A 22,153-nucleotide genomic window follows, 5' to 3' on the forward strand; every position below is an offset into this window, starting at 1 on the left:
ACAACAAGCGATTGAGGATTATATCCAGTTTTACAATAACGATAGATACCAAGAACGATTAAACGGCTTAAGCCCATTAGAATACAGGGCTAAAGCCGCTTAAAAGCTTTTTATTATTTCCACTGTCTACTTGACAGGGAGCAGTTCATGCCTCTGAGGGGCTTTCATTACCCGATTTTTGAACGTAAATATGCATTAATGAATGGATCTACATCACCATCCATCACTGCTCCTACATTACCTGTTTCTTCATTTGTACGATGATCCTTCACCATTGAATATGGATGGAATACATATGAACGAATTTGTGAGCCCCAGCCGATTTCCTTCTGTTCACCACGGATTTCATCTAGCTGTGCCTGCTGCTTTTCGATCTCTAATTGATAGAGTTTCCCTTTTAACATCGTCATTGCTTTTTCACGGTTTTTAATTTGTGAACGTTCTGCCTGACATTGTACGACAGTACCAGTTGGCATGTGCGTAATACGAACAGCTGAATCTGTCGTATTAATGTGCTGACCACCTGCACCTGTTGCACGATACGTATCAATTTTTAAATCCTCTGTGCGAATATCAATTTCAATATTGTCATCGAATTCAGGCATAACATCACAAGAAACGAATGATGTATGACGACGACCCGAAGAGTCAAACGGTGAAATACGTACTAAACGATGGACACCTTTTTCTGCTTGCAAATATCCGTAAGCATTATGACCCTTAATCGACAATGTTACAGATTTAATACCTGCTTCATCGCCTGGAAGATAATCAACTGTTTCGACTTTAAAGCCACGTTTTTCAGCCCAGCGTGTGTACATACGAAGCAGCATTGAGCCCCAATCCTGAGATTCCGTACCACCTGCTCCTGGGTGCAGCTCTAAAATCGCATTATTTTGATCGTATGGACCGCTTAATAGTAATTGCAGCTCAAAATCGCCCATTTTTTGCTGGAATTCTACTAATTCATTGCCTAGCTCCTCCTGCAATTCTTCATCAGGCTCTTCGCGCATTAGCTCTAGTGTCATATCTAGGTTCTCATACGTTTCCAATAAATCTTTATACTCATTAACTGTTGCCTTTAAGCCATTACTCTCATTAATGATTACCTGTGCGCCTTGCTGATCATCCCAGAAACCTGGCTCAAGCATCATTTCATCTAATTCTTGAATGCGTGCCTCTTTGTTTTCTAAGTCAAAGAGACCCCCTAAAATCCGCCAATTTTTTGGCTGAAGTGTCTAACGCGTTACGTACATCTGCTAATTCAATCATTGTTAAATCCTCCGAACATTATTAATGGGGCAAACTTGAAGTTTTAACATCAGTAAAAAATGATTTCAAAATACTGATACTTCATTTTTAAAAGCCCCGATCTTTTTATTATAACGTTTTTACGGGGGAAAACATACTTTTTTACAACACAGCATTCGTTTCAGTCTTTTTCAGCTTCATCCTCAAAGATAACGTCGTTCGCCATGCGTTGGAATACTTTACCTTGATCATATTGAACTAGTAAGTTCTTTGTTCGTTTCTCTAGCTTATATTTTAGTAAAAAAGCTCTTTGAATTCTGTTTTCAAATGCTCTAACACTTAGATCCACATTAGTTTCATAGCCGTTCATAAAAATTACTTTTGTATTCTTTTTATCGACAGCTAGATAGTCTTGGATATGATGAACAGCAAACCATATACATTCACGTCGTAAATAAGACTTACTTGGAAACCATACAATATTACTTTGTTCATGAACTACTATTGGATTTTTATTCAGCTTTCCAAGTATCATTTTCGATCCATCGAGAGCCCCCCTTAAGCTTGAACCAAAATAACGTAGATTATAGTCCATTAATTTTGTCGGTGCTAATTTTGATATATATTCGTAATCCCTTTCTATTACACGTGTACACAAGTTACCATGTGCATCATACTCCGGTATATACAGCATCGTTTCACTACTCATAATGTCATCACTATGCACGTCAATCCTCCTCAAAAAAGAATTTTTTTCTTCTAGTAAAGAGGAGTATACTAATAAACATATTGGTATACTCCAATGTATTTCCTCGAGAAGGTCTGGCCAGGACTTCTTTTCTCGAGGATTTTTAATACCCACCCATGAATCACCCCCTTTATTCAAAGAACCGGTTGCAATTATCAAAACTTTCAAACTATTTATACATTCATAATAAATCAGAAAAAAGTTATAAGCATTACCCTTTTCATTGAACTATTTACCTATTGTTGTAGTATTATATACTTTTTTCTGAATTTTCTAATATTCCAATTCGTTTAAACTCTGATTTAAAAACCTCCCGACTGATTGGCGATTTTCTCACATTCTCTAGAGTCTTAGCTAACTGCTAGGCGTATCGTACTAAACCATAGAAAAAAAGACCATTTTAACATAAAGTTAAAATGATCTTTTACGAATATTATTGACCTGCACCATGGCAGTTTTTAAATTTCTTACCGCTTCCGCATGGACATAAATCATTACGTCCGACATTTTCAGCCTTACGAACAGGTTGCTTTTTCGGAGCTGAACCGCCGCCATCCTCTTTCGGATTAACAGCTTGACCTTTTGCAACTTCCTCACGCTCTAAATTATTATGGATTTCTGCCTTCATCGCATATTTTGCTACATCTTCGCGAATGGATGCGACCATATCCTCAAACATAGCAAAGCCCTCTTGTTGATACTCACGAAGTGGGTCATTTTGACCATATGCACGAAGATGGATACCTTGACGTAGCTGATCCATCGCATCAATATGATCAATCCACTTTGTATCAATTGAACGTAGTAAGATAACCTTTTCAAATTCACGCATACGCTCTGGTGTAAGCTGTTCTTCTTTTTCATCATAACGCACTTGGACAGCGTTAGAAATTAGCTGGTTAATCTCTTCTGCAGATTTACCTTGGAAATCTTCCACCTTCAGATCGCCTTCATCTAATAGATTTGCTGAGACAAAGTCATCAATTGCTTTTAAGTGCCAATCTTTTTGCTCACCTTGCGTATACAATGCGACAACATTGTCGATTGTTTCTTGAATCATAGACTCAACAAGTACACGCATATTTTCTGTTTCTAATACGTCATAACGCTCTTTATAAATAATCTCACGTTGCTGACGTAACACATCATCATATTGTAATAGACGTTTACGAGCATCGAAGTTATTACCTTCAACACGTTTTTGAGCTGATTCTACTGCTCTTGAAACAACTTTAGATTGTAATGGCTGTGAATCATCCATCCCTAATTTCATCATCATGTTCTTCATATTATCGGAACCAAAACGACGCATTAATTCATCTTCTAGTGACAGGTAGAATTGAGTAACCCCTGGGTTCCCTTGACGACCAGAACGACCACGCAGCTGATTATCGATACGACGAGATTCATGACGCTCCGTACCAATTACCGCTAAACCACCAAGCTCCATTACACCTTCTCCAGGTTTAATGTCCGTACCACGACCAGCCATGTTCGTAGCGATTGTTACTGCCCCCTGCGTACCAGCATTCGCAATAATTTCCGCTTCACGCTCATGGTTTTTCGCGTTTAAGACGTTGTGTGGGATTTTATGTTTATTCAATAAATTAGAAATGATTTCAGATGTTTCAATTGCAACAGTACCAACAAGAACAGGTTGTCCTGCTTTATGGCGCTCTGCAATATCTTCCGCTACCGCTTTATATTTCCCTTCCATCGAAGCAAAAATTAAGTCCGGACGGTCATCACGAGCAATCGGCTTATTCGTAGGAATCGCCACAACACTCATATTATAAATATTACGGAATTCCTCTTCCTCTGTTTTCGCTGTACCTGTCATACCCGAAAGCTTTTGATACATACGGAAGTAGTTTTGGAACGTAATTGTCGCCATCGTCATCGATTCATTTTGAATCTCTACGCCCTCTTTAGCTTCAATTGCTTGATGCAGTCCATCTGAGTAACGGCGACCTTTCATTAAACGACCTGTAAAGCCGTCAACAATAATGATTTCGCCCTCTTGTACAACATAATCAACATCATTATGCATACTTACATGTGCCTTTAACGATTGGTTAATCGCATGGTTTAAACGAACATGTGTCAAATCAAATAGGTTATCAATGCCAAATGCCTTCTCTGCTTTTTCAACACCAGCATCTGTTAACGTAACACCTTTTGTCGACTCTTCATACGTGTAATCCGTTTCCGCACTTAACATACGAACAAACGCATTAGACTGTTTATAAAGCTGCGCTGATTTCCCAGCCTGACCCGAAATAATTAATGGCGTACGCGCTTCATCAATTAAAATCGAGTCAACCTCATCGATTACTGCATAATGTAGCGGACGTTGTACACGTTCTTCTTTATAAAGCACCATATTATCACGTAAATAGTCAAAGCCAAGCTCATTGTTTGTACTATACGTAATATCAGCTTCATAGGCTGCACGTTTTTCTTCTTTTGACAAGCTGTTCAAGTTTAAACCGACAGTTAAGCCTAAGAAATTATACAAATGCCCCATTTCCTCAGCGTCACGACTCGCTAAATATTCGTTGACTGTCACAACATGTACGCCTTTACCAGTAATAGCATTTAGGTAAACAGCCATTGTAGCTGTTAACGTTTTACCTTCACCGGTTTTCATTTCCGCAATATTACCTTCATCTAATGCCGCAGCACCCATAATTTGTACACGGAATGGGTACATCTCTAACACACGCTTTGACCCTTCTCGACAAACGGCAAAAGCTTCCGCACGAATCGAATCTAAATGCTCTCCGTCGGCATAGCGTTTTTTAAACTCTTCTGTTTTCGCTTGTAATTGATCATCTGAAAGCTGTTCCATTTGAGAAGCGAATCCCTCAACCTGGTCAGCGATTTTTTCTAATTTTTTTAGTTCACGTTTATTGAAATCAAATAATTTATTTAATAGGTTTGCCATGAATTTTTTCACTTCCTATATAGTCTCAACTTCCATTTTACCATTGTGTAACAGTTTCATGCAAACAGAGTCCTTAGCATGAAATGAAATCATATCAATTACGCCTTGGCGTAATTGTAGCTGCCGCTTCGCTTTCGCGCAGATAAACAATGCGTGACATCTTCCAGAGGCTTATCTTCATTCTGTAGGCGTTTGGTGAAAAGATATACCTGCAATCATTCCATCACCTATAGAGATAAGAATTTTCTACTGAATGAAGATAAAAAAGGCTCCCGCATTTCGCGAGAGCCCTTGTACATATTAAAGTTTAAGTTGTTTCAATTAAGCCATATTTACCGTCTTTACGTTTGTAGACAATATTTGTGCCGTTTGATTCTGCATCTGTAAAGATATAGAAATCATGCCCTAGCATATTCATTTGTAAGACAGCTTCTTCTTGATCCATCGGTTTTAGATCAAATTGCTTTGTGCGAACAATAGAGTATTCATCTTCCTCTGTTACTGCATCAGCTGCTGCTTGAGAAGTAGCAAAATAAAGGCCTGTACCTTCACGCTCACGGAATTTACGGTTTACTTTTGTTTTATGCTTACGGATTTGACGTTCTAATTTATCAACGATTAAGTCAATTGCAGCATACATATCATTATGACGCTCTTCTGCACGAAGAGTTAAGTTCTTCATTGGAATTGTAACTTCCACTTTAGTTTGCTTGTCATTATAAACCTTTAAATTTACGTTAGCGTTGGCGTTAACATCTTCGTTAAAATAACGTTCAACTTTCTCGACTTTGTTCTCAACATACTCTCGAATAGCTGGAGTTACCTCAATATTTTCACCGCGAATGTTAAAGTTTAACATGTAAACTCCTCCTTTATAACTGCTATACTTTATACTTCTACACAAGTTTGCGAAATTCCTCTAAAATAATTCTTTTTTTTTAAAAAATTTTTTTCCTACAATAATGTGTAGCATCTGCGAAAGTAAAAAAGTTAGATATGGGATGAGCAAAATCCCCACCGCTGAATGTTTTACTTTATGAATTAATACTGTTTAGTTTTGCCTCATCTGCTTCTTTTCTTCGGCGCAGTTTCAACTCTTCAACAATCAAATCTTCAACCGATTCTTGGTCATTGAAATTCACGCCATATTGCTTGCCATTGCCAAAGGGACGGCTCCAAATTATTTCACCATAAGCTCGTACCTCTCTAGTATCAAGCACAAAACGTAAATCCAACGGAGGAGGATTAACACCTAAATCCACCTCAGTAAACATCTTTAAACCTCGTGGACTAATATCAAGCAAGTCAGCCATTGCCGTTTGCGCTTGATTGACTCTACCATCCTCATATATTGCAAAAGTCATTTTTACAGGCTCATCGAACTTAAATCGAAAGCCTTCTTGGCGTTTAAATATCATCTACCCACCCCAATACTATTCTAAACATCTATTTAGCTTGATTATGACACGATGCATGTTTTACATCTAGAGGGAATAAGTAACATATTTTGCCGATTAAAGACCTATTTTATGACTAAATCAATTATGCCTCGGCATAATTGCGTCCGGAATCGGCTTTGTGCTTGCACAAAGTATTCCTTTCCGATTTCCGTGACATCCGCCGGAGGCTTTAACTCTGAAAGAAGTTAAATGGTTCTCTTTTGTATGATGTAAATGCCGTGTCTCGTTTTTCTCGCAAAGAAAAGAGACCATCTTGAATCGATGGCCTCTATGTTGTCTAAATTTGTCCAGCGTTTCCCTGACCGAATTGCTGCTGTCGATTGATGCGAATAACTTCCTTCCATGTATCACGGAATTCCGCCACTAATCCCTCAACTTCTTCAATTATTGCGACATCACTTTGAATATTTGCCTCTACTAAACGATGGTTCATATATTCATAAAGTGCAAACATATTTTTTGATATTTCGATATCCATATTCAATGTCGCCATAAGCTCGCTAATAATTGCCTGCGCCTTTATAAGATTTGCATTTTTTTCTTGGATATTCTTTTCATGAATTGCCAGTTTTGCTTTGTGCAAGAACTTTAAACATCCATTATAGAGCATTAACGTCAGCTCACCAGGGGAAGCAGTGGTAACACTATTTTGTTTATACGCATTTTGTGCTGTTAAATTTGCTGCCAATAAAGGACAACTCCTTTGAAAGGTTACTTATTTACTAGTTTAAACCATTTTTGAAGAAAAGCGAATAGGTAAATGTTAATTCTTTTTGTCATAATACATCCCATCCATCACACGCACATTCGAGTATGGATCAAAGTATTGTCCTTCACTTTTTTTCGTTTTCTGTAAGTTTGCCATATCCTGCTTTACGGCACTCATGACAGCAGCCAATCGTCCTTTTATTCCATTATCTAATTCAAGTAACGTTCGATGAATTCGATTTTGTTCGTCGAATCGAAATCCTTCTTGTACTAAATCTTCAATAATTTTCCCACGCTTATCCAACATACTGTTGATGTTGTCGATATACTCATCGCGCTCTTCACCTTTTGGAGTGTCGCCCAAAAGTTTGAATAAATTAGCTGACATCTGCAATAGTTGATCTATTAGTTGCATAACATTCTCCTACCTTGCGAATTAGAAGCCTCAACCTGCACCTTGCATAAACATACTTGATTGCTGGTTTGCTTTATTGATTGCTTGCTCCATAGCGGTAAATTGTTTCCAGTATCGAGCTTCAACACTTTCGAGCTTTCTTTTCCATGTATCAATGCGACTTTCTGTATCGATTAAGCTTTTACCTATTGCATATTGAGCGTCCGTCATCGTAGAGCGCCCAGCCTTTTTCTCAATATTAACCTGTAATGATTTCATTGATCCAAACCGTAGTTTGTCAAAATAGCCCCGTGTATCTACAGTTTTACCATCAACTATGTCTTCTTCTTTACCTTCACTATTTTTAAAGAGCTTTTCCACTGCATCCGGATCTTCTTCTAAAGCTTTACGTAATTTTTCTTCATTGATTTCCAAAGTACCGCCATCATTATAGTTTTTAGATGTCGTAATACCAATACTAAAGAGCGTATTAAATTTTGAGTCTGTGATAGCTGGGTTTGATTGATAAACTAAGGATCGCATTTCTGACAAGCCATTTCGAATAAGAGTATCGTTTCGAAGTAAACCACTCATCGCCTTTTCTTCCCAAAGTTTAATTTCATTTTCAGACATCTTTTCTTTTTGTTCACTAGTAAGTGGTGTATAATCACGATATTTCGTTTCTTTTAATTGGTCATTTAAATCTTTTATGAAACCATTGTAAGTATTAACAAACTCTTTAATCTTTGTCATCATATCATCAACATTCGTTGTAGATGTCATTGTAACTGGGTTAACTGTACTTGGTGGGCTACTAACTTTTTCCGGAATATTATTTGGTTGAGTCAAATCAACTTCTTGCCCAAATTGTTGCTTATAGGCATCTTTGAAATCTACTAATGCTTTATTTTGACGATCTACTAATGCTTTGTGTTCATTTTCAGTTCTATTCTTTTCTGCTAATTTGGCTTTTTCATCAGCTGTCGCATTAGCTAAAATCGTCATTTTATCAAGTTCTTCATTAGAAGAAAGTTGATGTAGATTTGATTTTTGTGCTGCGTTTAATTTTGACAATTTTTCTCCCAAAGCTTTTTCAGTTGGATCCGCCGATTCTTTCCAGACTTTTAACTGATTATCAAAATCTTCCTCACTTATAGGGAATATAAACTCATTTTTTAATAATTCTTTTTCCTCGTTTGTTAATCCATTAAAGAAGTTAGTACCTACTGAGTCATAGATAGCTTGTGTCGATAAACTTTTTAACTTTTCTTCCCCTAAACTTTGCATTGCTTGATACTGTCCAAACGTAACATTCGCATTTTTTAATTTTGTTTTTAAAGCATCGTTTTCAGATGAATCATTTAACCAAGCTTGATAATCCTCTTTAGTATTGAAGGAATTACCATTAATACCATTAAAATCTTCTGTTGTTAAACTACGAACTAGTTGTGGATTATTAATTTTCTTAAACGTGTCTTTATCCTTATCAGAAATAACAGCATTTCCAAACAATTCATTTTTCGCGTCTAAGTTTGCAGTATTTGCGTTATTATAATCTTTTTCCGCATTTATTTTTGCTTGCTCTGCACTTTTAATTAAGTTTTCATAATCCTGGCTACTAGTATATTTCCATTCTGTATAAGCAGCATTATATCTTTCTGCCGTTGTTTTTTCTGTATTAAATGTATTTTTCAAAGTTATATTGTAGCCATTAATTGTAAAATTATTTGATGTCCGTTCAGTTGTAATTCCGTTCATTTGGAATATTGCATTTTTACCACCCGATGCTAATACTCCTGCTGATTGTCCCTCTAATGCTGAAAATCCCAGCTTACCGAAAATTTCTCCTCCGGTAGATACTTGCACTTCACCACTACCATCTTTATTTGAACCGGTATTTTTTGCGGTTATTGACAATTTACCCTGTTCAAATATTGCAGTAACTCCAGCATTACTCGAATTAATTTTACTTATTAATTGATCAATAGTAGTATTAGCATCAATTCCTATTGATGTGTCTTTTGTAGCTAATTTTCCATTTGAATCGATAGCCTTCAATTCAATTGTCGTAGGCATTGGACTGTCTGTGAATAAATCACTAACTTTAGTAGATCCAGTTGCATTTATCTGTTTATCACTTAAACCGCGAGCTGCAGAAGCTAGTTGTGAAACCCCTTCAATTGAAAGTGATCCTGATGCTTTTCCTGTCGCAGTAGCTGACACTAAGTCAGAATTTGAACTAGTAGCAGTCTTAGAAATTAAACTTTTCAACACAAAATTATCTGCAATATAAGTATCAAATGTTTTAAGTTTTGTATTTACGCTACGATATGCATCACGTTGCCATTCATACCTTTGCTTTTGTTGATATAATTTATTTAATGGTGCTCTTTCAGCAGACATTAACTTTTTTACTAACTCATCGATATCCATTCCAGATGCTAATCCACCAATTCTCATTACCATAACATTTCCCTCCTAGTTTTAAACAATCTTATATCTTCTCATCTACAATCATTCCAAGCATTTTTTGCATTTCATAAAATGCATCCAACAGCTTTTTGGGTGGAATTTCTTTTACAATTTCTTCTGTTTCTACATTCACCACTGTTACGTAATAGCGTTCTAAACCTTCATGATATACAAATTTCGAAGAACTGTGATTTATTGCCAAAAATTCATTTACAACATCGATCGCTTGTTGTAATTTTTCTTTTGAAATTTCCTGCTCTTCTCCAACAGTAGTCGTTTTTTCTCCTACCGGTTGAGAAATAGTTACCATTGAAACATTAGGCGTCATATCTCCCTGCATATTCATTGCTTTTATATTAGATGGTGCAGTATTCGTTTCAATTGGCTGCTCCCGCGATGCAATACGCATTTAACTCAACCTCCTAAACTTTTCATTCTCTATCATTATTATCGGAAGCACTTTGTATTGTTTCACTTTTTTGGCTAAACAAATATATGTGATCTTTTATGTAATGCAAAAAAACATAATTAAAAAACCTCAGATTTAAACAATAATGTCTGAATCTGAGGAGTCTCTTTATAAATAATATGTCGTTGGAACTAATATATTTAATTTAATTGAATTAACCTACTTATTTCACTTGTTTTAATAATACTTTAATATTCTTCACAATAATTGACAAAGCTTCTGCTGTCATATTTGGATGAATGGGCAAAGTCAACGCTTTTTCATACCAAGCTTCTGCAATCGGGCATAATCCACGTTCATAACCTAATTGCTGATAATAAGGATGCCAATAGACCGGGATGTAATGTACATGAACACCAATATTCAACGATCTCATTTGCTCAAACACAAACTTTCGAGAAATCCCATTAAGCTGCAGCATATACAAATGCCAACCTGAATTAGTTCCTTCTAGCTGTTGTGGAACAATAATTCCTTTAACATCTTGAAATGCTTCGGTATAAAAAGCTGCGATGTCACGACGTTGTTGAATGAATGTATCAAGTTTTTTCACCTGAGATAAGCCGAGTGCTGCCTGTAAGTCTGTCATACGATAATTATAACCAAGATCCATCATTTCATAGTACCATCCACCCTGATTAGCAGAATATTCAGTATTCTCAATGCCATGACTACGGAATAATTGTAATTTACGATAGTATTCCTCATCATTTGTTACTATAATACCACCTTCAGCTGTCGTAATCGGCTTAACGGGATGAAAGCTAAACATTGTCATATCAGCTTGTGTCCCAACTTTTTTACCTTTATATTCAGCACCTAGTGAATGTGCTCCATCTTCAATAACAACTAAGTTATGTTTACATGCAATATCCATGATTGCATCCATATCTGCTGGCTGCCCTGTAAAATCAACAGGGATTATTGCCTTTGTACGTGAGGTAATATTCTTTTTTATTTCAGTGGGATTAATGTTATATGTCTTCTCATCGATATCTGCGAAAACAACCTCTCCCCCCATATAGCGTACACAGTTAGCACTAGCCGCAAATGTAATAGGTGAAGTGATTACCTCATCCCCTTCACCTATTCCTGCCACATAACACGCTGCGTGAAGTGCCGCTGTTCCGTTGCAAAAAGCTACTGCATATTGTGCACCAACATAATCAGCAATAGTCTGCTCAAATTGTTTTATTTTTGGACCTTGTGTTAAAAAAGGAGAGCGCAGTGTTTCAATTACTGCCTGTATATCTTCTTCGCTGATAGATTGACAACCGTATGATAAAAAAGATTCAAACTTATTCATCTTATTCCCTCTCTCTTAATTATTTCCGGAAACTATACTTTGTTGAATAGTATTATTTAAATTAGAAATTTCAGGATTTACAAGGAGGAATTCGAATATATCAAAACATGAAACTGATGTATTTTTAAAGTTCTTTGCAATTAAGCTACATACTAGAAAATCTTCAATCGTATCAATAGTTAATCTAAATTGAGGGTATTTCCTATCTCCAGACACTTCGAAATTTTTCCTAATAAAGTTTATACCATTTTGATATAAGTAAAGTGTTACATGTTCAAGATATTTTTCTTCCATTACCAATTGACTTATTTCTTTTAATGCCTTTAGCTTTACAAGTTCTATAGCCAATCCTCTACTCCAATTCTCTCTAATAACCCATATATCAAAATCATCATCTTGAATTGCTAGTTCAATTACTTCATTCGCTATTTCAAAATCTACAAAAGGACAGTCTGCTGTTACTCGAATAATATATTCCAAATTATACTTTTCAGCACATTGAATATATCTCTCTAAAACATTATTTTCACTTCCTCTAAAATAAGCAACATCATTAGCAATACACCATTCTACAATAGCATCATCTTCTGATGAAATTGTAGTTGCAACAATAATTTCATTTATATGATTCATTAGTTTACATCTCTCTACCACATAGCTTAAAACCGTTTTATTATCTAGTTGTTTTAATACTTTCCCTGGTAATCTTGTAGACCCCATTCGTGCTTGAATAATTACACCTATGTTCATTTCATATCACCATATGTTTCTAAAATAATTTGTGCTATTCTTTGTGTTGCTTTCCCATCTAATACCTTTAATGCTTGATTCCTTATTTTTTTAAAATTTTCGAGATCTCCTAAGATAAGGTTCAAAAAATCACACGCATGTTCAATACTTCCTAAATTAATTAATAAATTCTCAAGTGCAAGAGATTTCACATATTCACCCATATAATTCCATTCCACTGAGCATACATTAACTCCACAAAACATAGCTTCATATGAAGACATCCCCCCCATATTTATGAGTACATCAATATCTTTATAAAATTCTGGCATATTAGGGGATAATAAAATTTCTATATTTACTATACACAATTCATTAATAATTTTTAGGAACTTACTATATCTACTTTTATCGTTCATCACGATTTTAAAAACATATCTTTTATTCAGTTCTTTTCTAAGAATATCCTTTAAAAAAATACTTGTTAAATTGTCTGGATCAGACCCACCAAACATAACTCCTATTTTTTTTACTTCCAGTTTGTTTAAATAGACACCACGTGATAAATCAGATCTAATAATTTGATACTTCAATCCTACAAAACTTTTTACAGATGGTTTCGGTCTAATAAGTTTATCCGTATTAATAAATATATTAGGTTCTACTTCTTCTAAAGTTGCGTCATTTAAAGAAATCGTGTAATCAAATGTATAACTTGAGTAAATGTTTTTTGTAACATCATCTATAAATGGAAAGTCACTAATAAGTAAAACCTTACTTGTTTTTCTTTCAAGCAAGGTCTTAAATTTATTACTTATATCCTTTTGGTTAAAGAAAATGTATCTATCTTTGCTACCGAACGAAAATTTTTTTTCATTATCAACCATTACCAAAAAATGAATATCTTTTACAGAATTTTTCAACTCTCTATAGACTTCTTTCATTCTTATGAAATTTCCAAATCCAGATTTCTCAGTTAATAAAGTATGGAAAATAATCATTTAAAATACTTCCATTCTAGTACTGTACTCTTCTTAAGTTTTTGGTTTACTTTAAGACCAAGAATTTTATTTAGATCTCTAGGTTCAATGCCCCAACCTGGTCTTGTAAATTTAACATCACTTTCCTGAATAGATTGACCTACTTCTATATCTGTGTTCAAAACAATAGACCTAATAGAAGTTTTCCGTTCACCAATCTCGGATTTAGCTATTTGTTTTCTAGAAGAACCTAAAGCGATCTCTATGTTTCGTATTTCATCAACCATAAATTTCATATCTGTTGGATCCATGCTAAACCAATGATCAGGTCCCTCTAAATTTTTGTCTAACGTAAAATGCTTTTCAATAACTTTCGCTCCTAGCACAACTGCCCCTATAGCAGCAGTAGCTCCTGTAGTATGATCTGAAAAACCAATAATTTTATCTGGATATTGAAGCTTTAGGGTTTGAATTGTTTTTAAATTCATATCTTCCATAGGAGATGGATATTGGGCAACACAATGCATAATTACCATATCCTTTGTACCATTATTCTCTAATGTACAAATTGCTTCATCTGCTTCTCCTATAGTACATTTCCCTAATGATAACATGACAGGCTTTTTAGTTTGTCCAACATGCTGTAACATAGGTAAGTAATTCACATCAGAGGCAGCGATTTTAAAGCAAGGTACTTCTAGTTGATCTAAAAAGTCTACACCATCTATACTAAATGGTGTAGAAAAAGGAACCAAACCTAGTTTTCTCGAATATTCAAAAATTTCATGATGCCATTCTCTTTGTAAAGAGAGTTTATTAAACATATCACCAATAGGTTCTGTAACTTCTTTCCCACTCACTCCATATGTAATAAAACGCTCGTAATCAGAGAGTAACTCTTCGGCTGTATAGGTTTGAAATTTAACTGCATCTACCCCACATGCAACTGCTGCATCAATTGTTTTTTTTATAAGTGTTAAATCATTATTATGGTTAGCACCTATTTCTGCTACAATAAATACGGGTTCATTATTACCTATTAATTTATCTCCTACTTTAAATGTCATCGCTGTTTATCCCTTCTAAAGTAACTAAATTTCCAGAGTAGTCAATCTTTAATTTAATTCCATATATGCATTCATAAATGATTCTTTCAAGAGGTAATTCAAGATATTAGCTCTTCTAATAACAAATCATCATAATTTCTTTGAAATTCTTTTCTCTAATTTAACTACTGAAGACAGAATATATCTTTAATATAAAATAACCGCCGATTTTTTCTGCCTACAGAAGCTTTTATATACTCTAGTAGTTCTATAACAGTATTTTACATCACTCAATTAACTACTTTTCTACAGTGAAAATCCACCAACTATTTTTTTGTTCTAACTGATTTTTCCAATAATCTTCTCTTTCAATATTTATAATCTTGAAGCCAGTACTTTCTAATAATTCTTTTGCTTCTTCTAATGATAAAAATGTATAAAGCATATTTCTATAACTTGGATAGCGATCATCATTTAAAATATACGTTTGCTCTGATACCTTTTTACCAGTTTGAAACATATCATCTTCGTTTGTTCTAAAGTTTACAATAGATTTACCACCTACTTTTAACAAATTAAAAATATGTTGTAAATCACGTTTCATTTCCTCAAATTGTCGTAAAAATGCAACTCCATAAAGTAAGATAACATCAAATGTTTCACTTTGATAATCAAGTTCTTCAATAGATTGCATGCTCAATTTTTGTAGTCCACTGTAGTTCTTTAATTTATCATTAGCTATCTTCAAACATTCTTCACTGTAATCTGTACCATATGTTTGAAAACCATAGTCTAAAAGCAACTTCAAATGTCTACCAGAACCAAAGCCTATATCTAACGCTTTTTTAGAGCTATTTACCTCTATGTCTTTATAATTCCTAGCTAAAAAAGCAACAATCTTTTCATTCGGATATAGCATAACATTTTTTTTTATTTCTTTAGTCCAAGCAATTTTATTTTGTAAATCATTATTGTTCATTCTACATCTTCTCCACTTCTATTTCTTCTAAAATTTTTTTATAATTTCTAAATAATTGTTTTCGATTTGTTGATTCTAAAAGAATATATCCTCTCTTTATAGTATCTTGACCTGTTTTAATAGGTTCTACTATATCCCCTATTTTTAAATTTATCTCGCTTTTTATAACTACGAATTTACCTAAATTCGGAAGTGATTTAACCTTTCCTGGTGGTACATCTAAATAAAACATCCCTACCAAATTATTACTAGTAGGTTTTTTCACATTTTCTTCACCGAAAGCTAACATATTTATCATATTATGTACAGGATTGTATCCTATTGCTGAAGGCAAAAAATTATACATAATTCCTAACCCAGCTGGTCTCAAAGACATTTCAACAAAATAGACAAATTTTTCATTGATTATTACATCAATATTCCCTATACAACATAAATTATTTTTCTCATTTTCAAAGGCTCGATTTAACTCTTCACTTATTCTCTTTTTAAGCTCAACTTTAGTATCATCAAATTCGTAAATATAGCCAACTTCTTGTCTATAGGGTAGATCACTCATAATTTTATCTCTAATAGCAATTATTTGGATGTCTCCTTGCTTAATTTGAAAATCTACGCCATACTCTACTCCCTCTATGTACTGTTCGATTATAAGCGCCTCATTACTTAGCAAATTTTCTAATGAATAGTGTATAGCGTCTATAATTTCATTTTTCTTAAAAATAGATATTACCCCTCTACTACCAGATCCTTTTTCTGGTTTAAGAATACAAGGCAAACCTACATTTTCAATAATTTTTTTAATATAATTAGCAGTTTTATTGTCTCCCTCTATTACTTGTTTTTTAGGGTTAAACAATGACCTCGTTGTTAAAAACTCAGAGTATTTACTTTTCACAGTCATTTTCAAGGCCATTTCTTTTGTAACACCTGGAAGATTTAAAGTATCATTAATACTTCCTATTGTTTTTAAAAGATAGCCTATAGTTGAAGGAATAATAAATTTAATATTTTTATCTTTTATTTTATGAATAATTTCATCTTCATTTTTCAAGTCAATTTCGTAGAATTCATCAACAATTTCCTTCACAAAATCACTAATCACTCTATCTATTGCTATTACATAGAATTCCTTCGATTTAGCATATTGAATTGCATCGATTTGTTCAACACCGGTACCAATTGCTAATATATTAATTTTGGATAGAGACACGATTATCACTTCCTCATGTTCAGCAAACTTAGTTTAAAGATTTTCAGCAAGTTCTTTTAACTCTAGTATAGTTAACCATTCTTCATTTTTATCACTCGTGTATTCAAAGCCTTCTGGTAATTTATTTCCATCATTTATAAATTCCGGTGACCAAAACGGGAATTCAGGTTGAATTACATAGTAATTATCGAACTCCACTGTATGACGCGCATCGTCTTCCATAATCATTGCTTCATGTAATTTCTCACCTGGTCTAATGCCAATTATTTCAATTTCGCATTCTGGTGCAATAGCTTTAGCCAAATCTATTACCTTCATACTAGGAATTTTTGGTACAAAAATTTCACCACCATACATACGCTCTAAATTATCTAGAACAAATTGTACACCTTGATCTAAAGTAATCCAAAAACGAGTCATACGTTCATCTGTAATTGGTAACTTTCCTGTGTCTTTAATCTTTTTAAAAAATGGAACAACACTACCACGACTTCCTACTACATTGCCATAGCGTACGACCGCAAAACGTGTTTTCTTTTCTCCAACATAAGCATTGGCTGCAACAAATAGTTTATCAGATGCTAGTTTTGTCGCACCATATAGATTCACCGGTGAGCAAGCTTTATCCGTTGATAGTGCAATGACTCTTTCTACACCGCGATCGATTGCCGCTTCTATAATATTTTGTGCACCGTGAATATTCGTTTTTACAGCCTCAAACGGATTATATTCACATGCATCTACATGTTTCATCGCTGCCGCATGAATCACAATATCCACATCATCAAATGCTCGATATAAACGCTCTTTATCCCGTACATCGCCAATGAAGAATCGAATTCGCTCATCTTTAAATTCCTGCTTCATTTCATATTGCTTCAGTTCGTCACGGCTGAAGACTATTACTTTTTTCACATTTTCATTAAGTACCTTACGTATAAATTTCTTACCGAAGGAGCCTGTTCCACCTGTTACTAGCACAGTTTTATTATCTAACACCATCATTTAAAAACTCCTATCTTATATCTTAAGGATCAATTATTTCCTACATGATTTAATTTTCAAATCCATTATTATATCGACAAATTCATCTTAATCATAAAGATAAAACTGTAATTTATGGTTTTTTTATAAGTGCATAAAATCGTTCTTCATTTATTAATGGGACGCCCTCTATTCTTGCCCCTTTTTCAGCTGTGTTGTACACTTGGCATTTGCTTACTCTACATTTTCGATTAAACCACCTTAAATAGCTATATAAATTAGGTACCGTTTTAATAGGTTCTTGAGTATTAGATTCTACTTCAATAAACTCCTCGTCCATTAATAACTCTCTTCCAGAAGTAGAATTCATAGCATGCGTATTTTCATTAGCAAAACCTAAATCCTGACCAAACAAGATTATTGTCCTAAACTCTAAATACTCTAATAAACTAAAGCCCGCTGTAGCTACAGACCCACCAGTTTCTAATAAGGGATAGGATTTTTCCCCCACAAAATACTCAGCCAAATCATATCCTTCTTGCATCAAAATACTTTTTTTTCCTTGGTGTTGCCTAACGGTATTAAAATCTGCAGTGCTTAAAAAGAAGAGGTCGCCTGTATACCCTGAATCATTTAATTGATCAACAATATTTGGTTGACAGTCCGTTATAATTACAGCATCTGGGACAATATTTTCTTTTAGTAGTACTTTCAGGGCAGAGCCTACGCATAACAGATATACCTTATCCCTAATATTCCCCAACCATTTTTTTGTTAAATTCAGGGATGGCCCACTAGAAATTAGGCAAGCAATATTTGTATTTTGCATATTTTCTTTATGCTCTATAAGACCAAAATAATTTTCCTGTATATTTTCGTAAAAATTTTTCCTCATTATTGAAAAAAAACGCTTGTAAGACATCTGCTTTATTTTTATATCCATCAACAAATAATAAAGTGGATGGCCTTTGTCCATTACTTGTAACCAAACATGCGGCATAATAATTTGAAAGTCATTCGGGATAGATATTTCTTTAAAATCTGTTGTGATAGTTATATTATCTAACAATTTTTCGCTATAGAATACAGATTGATATAACGCTATTTCTTGTTCATCTAAGGCAAAAACAATAATCGGCTTTTTCTCTTCTACTAAATTTGCTAAAGCATTTAAATGATAGCCTAATCCTAATCCTATTAATAAATACCCTTTAGCTTCATAATTAATTTCACTTTCAATAAACTTTTTCACTTCTGTAAGAGGACGGTACTTGCTATACAATAATATATTATTTACCTTTAATGTAGCGTTGCCATCATGTGCATCAAATTTTTCGAATTCCATTATTTTCTGGAAGCTCCTGATTCTATATCTTTAAAGAATGGAGCAATTTCATATTCAAATATATCTGCTACTAAATTATAATCTCCGATAGATAACCCCTCATTAATTTCTCCCAGGTAATCTATAATCTTCGTCATATCGAATCCTATCGACACATTGTTTGCTTGTAATAGTCTATTTGCTTCAACTATCCAACTAGCTCCTTCCGAAAAATCTTTAATATGACCAAGGGCTTCTGCAATCTGGTCATCACGGAGGACATTTGCAATCATCATACAACCCTCAGGTAGTCCCCCAATATACTCGTTAAAACTTAAAATTGTTTCGTTTAACAAATCATTCATATTTTATAACCTCACATTAATTTATTGGCATTTTCTATCATATCTAAAACATATTGTTTCGAAGTATTAAATACTTCTAATAATCTTGAATAAAGCTCTTTATTCTGATTATATACTCTTTGATAAGCTTCCTTATCACTCTCATTAGGCGTTGGTTCATAATTACGTAGAACATCTATCGTAATTGGATCGAATATATGATTCATCGAAGTTTTTGTCTTATATTTTTTAATTGATTTATCTATCTTATCCAACTCAAGTAAAACACTTTTTTCAAATACCGTATTCGAATTGTTTCTCTCCAATTTTGCCAGACCAACTTGAATTTGACTAATAAGCTTATTATAAATCACTATTTCATCCTGCATTTTACTGATGAAAATATCCTTATTTATATCATGCGGTTCAAAATGGATACTTACTTCTACGCTATCTTCTCCATTAATAAAAAGTTTGCAAAATTCAAAGAAGGAAAGTTGTTCCATTCCTTCTATTTTGGCTCCCCCCTCTGTACAATTAAAAATTGGTGCCGAATGCTGTATTTGCTTATTTAGCCTTTCAAAATCCCTCTTCATAAGCAAAAATGCATAGTCAGTTAGAATTTTATCATTATAATAGCCTGTTATTTCAAACATTCCACGCTCTTTAATATAGGCTTCATCTACTTCTACAAAGTGTTTGTTGCTATCCTCATGCGATTTATTATCAGTGTATGCCAAATCCTGCCCAATAATCGCAACAGGTCCCTTCGTCATATAGCAAGCTACTGAAAAAGCAAAGTTGGCTACTGAAGCTCCGCCTGTAATAAGAGGGACTTCCATATTAAATTTCTCCATGATATATTTTCGAAAATCACTGTCTCCATCATCTAAAAGAGCATACTTTCTATTTGAAAATATCTCCTGTATTTTATAATGGCTACTGAATCCGAAAATTAAGTGAGACTTAATCTCGCTAATCTCTTTAAAATGACTATAATTTGCCTTTCCCCCATCTATTGATACTACATAATCAGGTTCTATTCCATGATGTTTTAAGGAGTTAATAGTAGAACCTGAAGCTATCGTGATAACTTGATTCCTAACTTTTTTCAGCAACGGAATTTGTTTTTTTAAAGACGGCCCCCCTGAGATAACAACAACAGGACAATTATATTGTTTTTCTAATTCTTTGACTGAGTGACTTCTAAATGTATGTAAGAGATTATGTATATAATTTTCCTGCCATTCATAGGAGAATCTTCTTGTTGTGTTTTCTCTAACTTGGTGAAGTCTTTGGATTCTTTTGACGCTCTCTAAAACACTTAAGTACTCTTCCCTAAAAATTTTATCGTAATTAGGTGAGCATATCACCTTCACCTTAGCACTTAAATTCTTTAAAGCAGTACTTATAGTTTCCTCAAGAATTTCACTCTTTATTTCCTCAAGCAATATATATTCATTATTTTTCCCTACAGTATCAGAAAGCTCTCTACAAAGCGGATCAATGACAATCAACATTTCCTTTTTAGTTATTTGACTTTTTAATTCATTAACGATATATCCTAAACCATAACCAAAAACTACGTAAACAAAATTTGGTTCTAACTCTTTTTCCACGATTCTCTTTGCTTCCTGTATAGGATTATATTTGCTATGTAAAAAGTAATCATTAACTTTAATAGTTTGTAGATTATTAATAGTAGGTAAGTATTCTATTTTATATTTACTCAAAATTAACCACCTCTTATTTATTATCGACTGTAAAATAAAAAAATAAAGGAATCTGTCAAAAAGAAGACAGATTCCTTTATCTTATACCAAACGCTATTCAATTATTGTAATAATTGAAGAACGCCTTGTGGTTGTTGATTAGCTTGAGCTAACATAGATTGAGCAGCTTGCATTAAGATGTTATTTTTTGTGAAGCCCATCATTTCTTTAGCCATGTCAGTATCACGAATACGAGATTCTGCAGCTGTTAAGTTTTCAGAAGTCGCACCTAAGTTGTTGATAGTGTGCTCTAAACGGTTTTGTACCGCCCCTAAATCCGAACGAGTAGCAGAAACTGTAGTTAAAGCATTGTTAATTGTTGTAATTGCATTATCTGCAGCACCTTGAGAAGAAATGCTTAATCCAGAAACACCGATTGCACCTGCACTCATACTAGCAATTGAAAGACTGATGTTTTGTCCTTCATTCGCACCAATATGGAATGCTTTAGTAGCAAATGAACCGTTTAATAATTTTTGAGTGTTGAACTCTGTGTTGTTTGCAATACGTGTGATTTCTTCAGAAAGTGCATTGATTTCTTTTTGTAAATCGCCACGGTCAGATGTTACGTTTGTATCATTCGCAGATTGTACTGCTAATTCACGCATACGTTGTAGGATAGCGTGTGTTTCGTTAAGAGCACCCTCAGCAGTTTGGATTAAAGAGATTGAGTCTTGAGCGTTTTTAGTAGCCATATCAAGACCACGGATTTGTCCGCGCATTTTTTCAGAGATTGCTAAACCAGCAGCGTCATCGCCAGCACGGTTGATTTTGTAACCTGAAGATAATTTCTCAAGGTTTTTAGAAGCTTGAGTGTTGTTGAAAGCTAGGTTACGGTGTGTGTTTAAAGCTGAAATGTTGTGTTGAATTCTCATTTGGAATTCCTCCTTGAATGTTTGTTTTGTTATTCCACATCCGTGTGGAATTTCGGAATAGGTAGTATGTGTGTACTTCCTGCCCCTTACAATATATATATCGTATTTAGTTGGAAATGTTTAATAGTTTTTAGAAAGTTTTTTTATTTTTT

22 protein-coding genes are annotated in these 22,153 nt (G+C 34.1%); 1 reads left to right on the top strand and 21 read right to left on the bottom strand.

Features of this window, described 5'->3' with window-relative positions; translation table 11 throughout:
- The coding region (locus AC1DCY_RS19205; protein ID WP_477349455.1) for an IS3 family transposase at positions 1-103 on the top strand (103 nt) is incomplete at its 5' end.
- Between the two features lie 64 nt (positions 104-167).
- Here the strand turns inward: AC1DCY_RS19205 and prfB are convergent.
- From prfB to AC1DCY_RS19310, 21 genes are all read right to left on the bottom strand, one after another.
- A protein-coding gene (gene prfB, locus AC1DCY_RS19210; RefSeq protein ID WP_477352762.1) for a peptide chain release factor 2 occupies positions 168-1,272 on the bottom strand; the annotation gives its coding sequence in 2 pieces (ribosomal slippage) (positions 168-1,196 and positions 1,198-1,272; 1,104 coding nt in all).
- Positions 1,273-1,432: 160 nt separating this feature from the next.
- The gene (locus AC1DCY_RS19215; protein ID WP_477352764.1) at positions 1,433-1,978 is read right to left on the bottom strand and encodes a competence protein ComK; all 546 of its coding nucleotides are present in this window, start codon (positions 1,976-1,978) and stop codon (positions 1,433-1,435) included.
- A 454-nt stretch (positions 1,979-2,432) separates the two neighbouring features.
- Positions 2,433-4,946 (bottom strand): preprotein translocase subunit SecA, encoded by a 2,514-nt coding sequence (gene secA, locus AC1DCY_RS19220; protein WP_477352765.1) that lies wholly within the window; start codon positions 4,944-4,946, stop codon positions 2,433-2,435.
- A 15-nt stretch (positions 4,947-4,961) separates the two neighbouring features.
- On the bottom strand, positions 4,962-5,096 hold the full coding sequence (locus AC1DCY_RS19225; RefSeq protein ID WP_477352767.1) for a hypothetical protein: 135 nt from the start codon (positions 5,094-5,096) through the stop codon (positions 4,962-4,964).
- Positions 5,097-5,253: 157 nt separating this feature from the next.
- Positions 5,254-5,805 (bottom strand): ribosome hibernation-promoting factor, HPF/YfiA family, encoded by a 552-nt coding sequence (gene hpf / locus AC1DCY_RS19230; RefSeq protein ID WP_049668100.1) that lies wholly within the window; start codon positions 5,803-5,805, stop codon positions 5,254-5,256.
- A 175-nt stretch (positions 5,806-5,980) separates the two neighbouring features.
- Positions 5,981-6,364, bottom strand: a complete 384-nt coding sequence (locus AC1DCY_RS19235) for a PilZ domain-containing protein (protein WP_477352769.1) — start codon at positions 6,362-6,364, stop codon at positions 5,981-5,983.
- 319 nt (positions 6,365-6,683) lie between these two features.
- On the bottom strand, positions 6,684-7,094 hold the full coding sequence (fliS, locus tag AC1DCY_RS19240; RefSeq protein WP_477352771.1) for a flagellar export chaperone FliS: 411 nt from the start codon (positions 7,092-7,094) through the stop codon (positions 6,684-6,686).
- Between the two features lie 75 nt (positions 7,095-7,169).
- A complete protein-coding gene (gene fliT / locus AC1DCY_RS19245; RefSeq protein ID WP_477352773.1) occupies positions 7,170-7,529 on the bottom strand; it encodes a flagellar protein FliT in 360 nt (119 codons plus the stop codon).
- 30 nt (positions 7,530-7,559) lie between these two features.
- Complete coding sequence (gene fliD / locus AC1DCY_RS19250; RefSeq protein ID WP_477352775.1) at positions 7,560-9,974, bottom strand: flagellar filament capping protein FliD; 2,415 nt, start codon at positions 9,972-9,974, stop codon at positions 7,560-7,562.
- A 28-nt stretch (positions 9,975-10,002) separates the two neighbouring features.
- The gene (locus AC1DCY_RS19255; RefSeq protein ID WP_477352777.1) at positions 10,003-10,389 is read right to left on the bottom strand and encodes a flagellar protein FlaG; all 387 of its coding nucleotides are present in this window, start codon (positions 10,387-10,389) and stop codon (positions 10,003-10,005) included.
- A gap of 223 nt (positions 10,390-10,612) precedes the next feature.
- A complete protein-coding gene (gene pseC / locus AC1DCY_RS19260; RefSeq protein WP_477352779.1) occupies positions 10,613-11,755 on the bottom strand; it encodes a UDP-4-amino-4,6-dideoxy-N-acetyl-beta-L-altrosamine transaminase in 1,143 nt (380 codons plus the stop codon).
- A gap of 15 nt (positions 11,756-11,770) precedes the next feature.
- Positions 11,771-12,505 (bottom strand): cytidylyltransferase domain-containing protein, encoded by a 735-nt coding sequence (locus tag AC1DCY_RS19265; protein WP_477352781.1) that lies wholly within the window; start codon positions 12,503-12,505, stop codon positions 11,771-11,773.
- Positions 12,502-13,485 carry a hypothetical protein gene (locus tag AC1DCY_RS19270; protein ID WP_477352783.1) on the bottom strand — a complete coding sequence of 328 codons (984 nt, stop codon included), beginning with the start codon at positions 13,483-13,485 and terminating at the stop codon, positions 12,502-12,504. The genes AC1DCY_RS19265 and AC1DCY_RS19270 overlap by 4 nt, the downstream gene beginning before the upstream one ends.
- Positions 13,482-14,531 carry an N-acetylneuraminate synthase family protein gene (locus AC1DCY_RS19275; RefSeq protein WP_477352785.1) on the bottom strand — a complete coding sequence of 350 codons (1,050 nt, stop codon included), beginning with the start codon at positions 14,529-14,531 and terminating at the stop codon, positions 13,482-13,484. The genes AC1DCY_RS19270 and AC1DCY_RS19275 overlap by 4 nt, the downstream gene beginning before the upstream one ends.
- A 277-nt stretch (positions 14,532-14,808) precedes the next feature.
- On the bottom strand, positions 14,809-15,489 hold the full coding sequence (locus AC1DCY_RS19280; protein ID WP_477352786.1) for a class I SAM-dependent methyltransferase: 681 nt from the start codon (positions 15,487-15,489) through the stop codon (positions 14,809-14,811).
- A gap of 1 nt (position 15,490) precedes the next feature.
- Entirely contained in the window at positions 15,491-16,702 is a 1,212-nt protein-coding gene (locus tag AC1DCY_RS19285) for an ATP-grasp domain-containing protein (protein ID WP_477352788.1), read from the bottom strand.
- 33 nt (positions 16,703-16,735) lie between these two features.
- Entirely contained in the window at positions 16,736-17,704 is a 969-nt protein-coding gene (pseB, locus tag AC1DCY_RS19290; RefSeq protein ID WP_477352843.1) for a UDP-N-acetylglucosamine 4,6-dehydratase (inverting), read from the bottom strand.
- A 115-nt stretch (positions 17,705-17,819) separates the two neighbouring features.
- Positions 17,820-19,031 (bottom strand): motility associated factor glycosyltransferase family protein, encoded by a 1,212-nt coding sequence (locus tag AC1DCY_RS19295; protein WP_477352789.1) that lies wholly within the window; start codon positions 19,029-19,031, stop codon positions 17,820-17,822.
- Positions 19,031-19,375, bottom strand: a complete 345-nt coding sequence (locus AC1DCY_RS19300; RefSeq protein WP_477352791.1) for a hypothetical protein — start codon at positions 19,373-19,375, stop codon at positions 19,031-19,033. The genes AC1DCY_RS19295 and AC1DCY_RS19300 overlap by 1 nt, the downstream gene beginning before the upstream one ends.
- Before the next feature lie 11 nt (positions 19,376-19,386).
- Positions 19,387-21,087, bottom strand: a complete 1,701-nt coding sequence (locus tag AC1DCY_RS19305) for a motility associated factor glycosyltransferase family protein (protein WP_477352793.1) — start codon at positions 21,085-21,087, stop codon at positions 19,387-19,389.
- A 101-nt stretch (positions 21,088-21,188) separates the two neighbouring features.
- Entirely contained in the window at positions 21,189-22,001 is an 813-nt protein-coding gene (locus AC1DCY_RS19310) for a flagellin N-terminal helical domain-containing protein (protein WP_477352795.1), read from the bottom strand.
- Positions 22,002-22,153 lie beyond the last annotated feature (152 nt).

It is taken from the genome of Lysinibacillus sp. 10T31 (assembly GCF_056394365.1).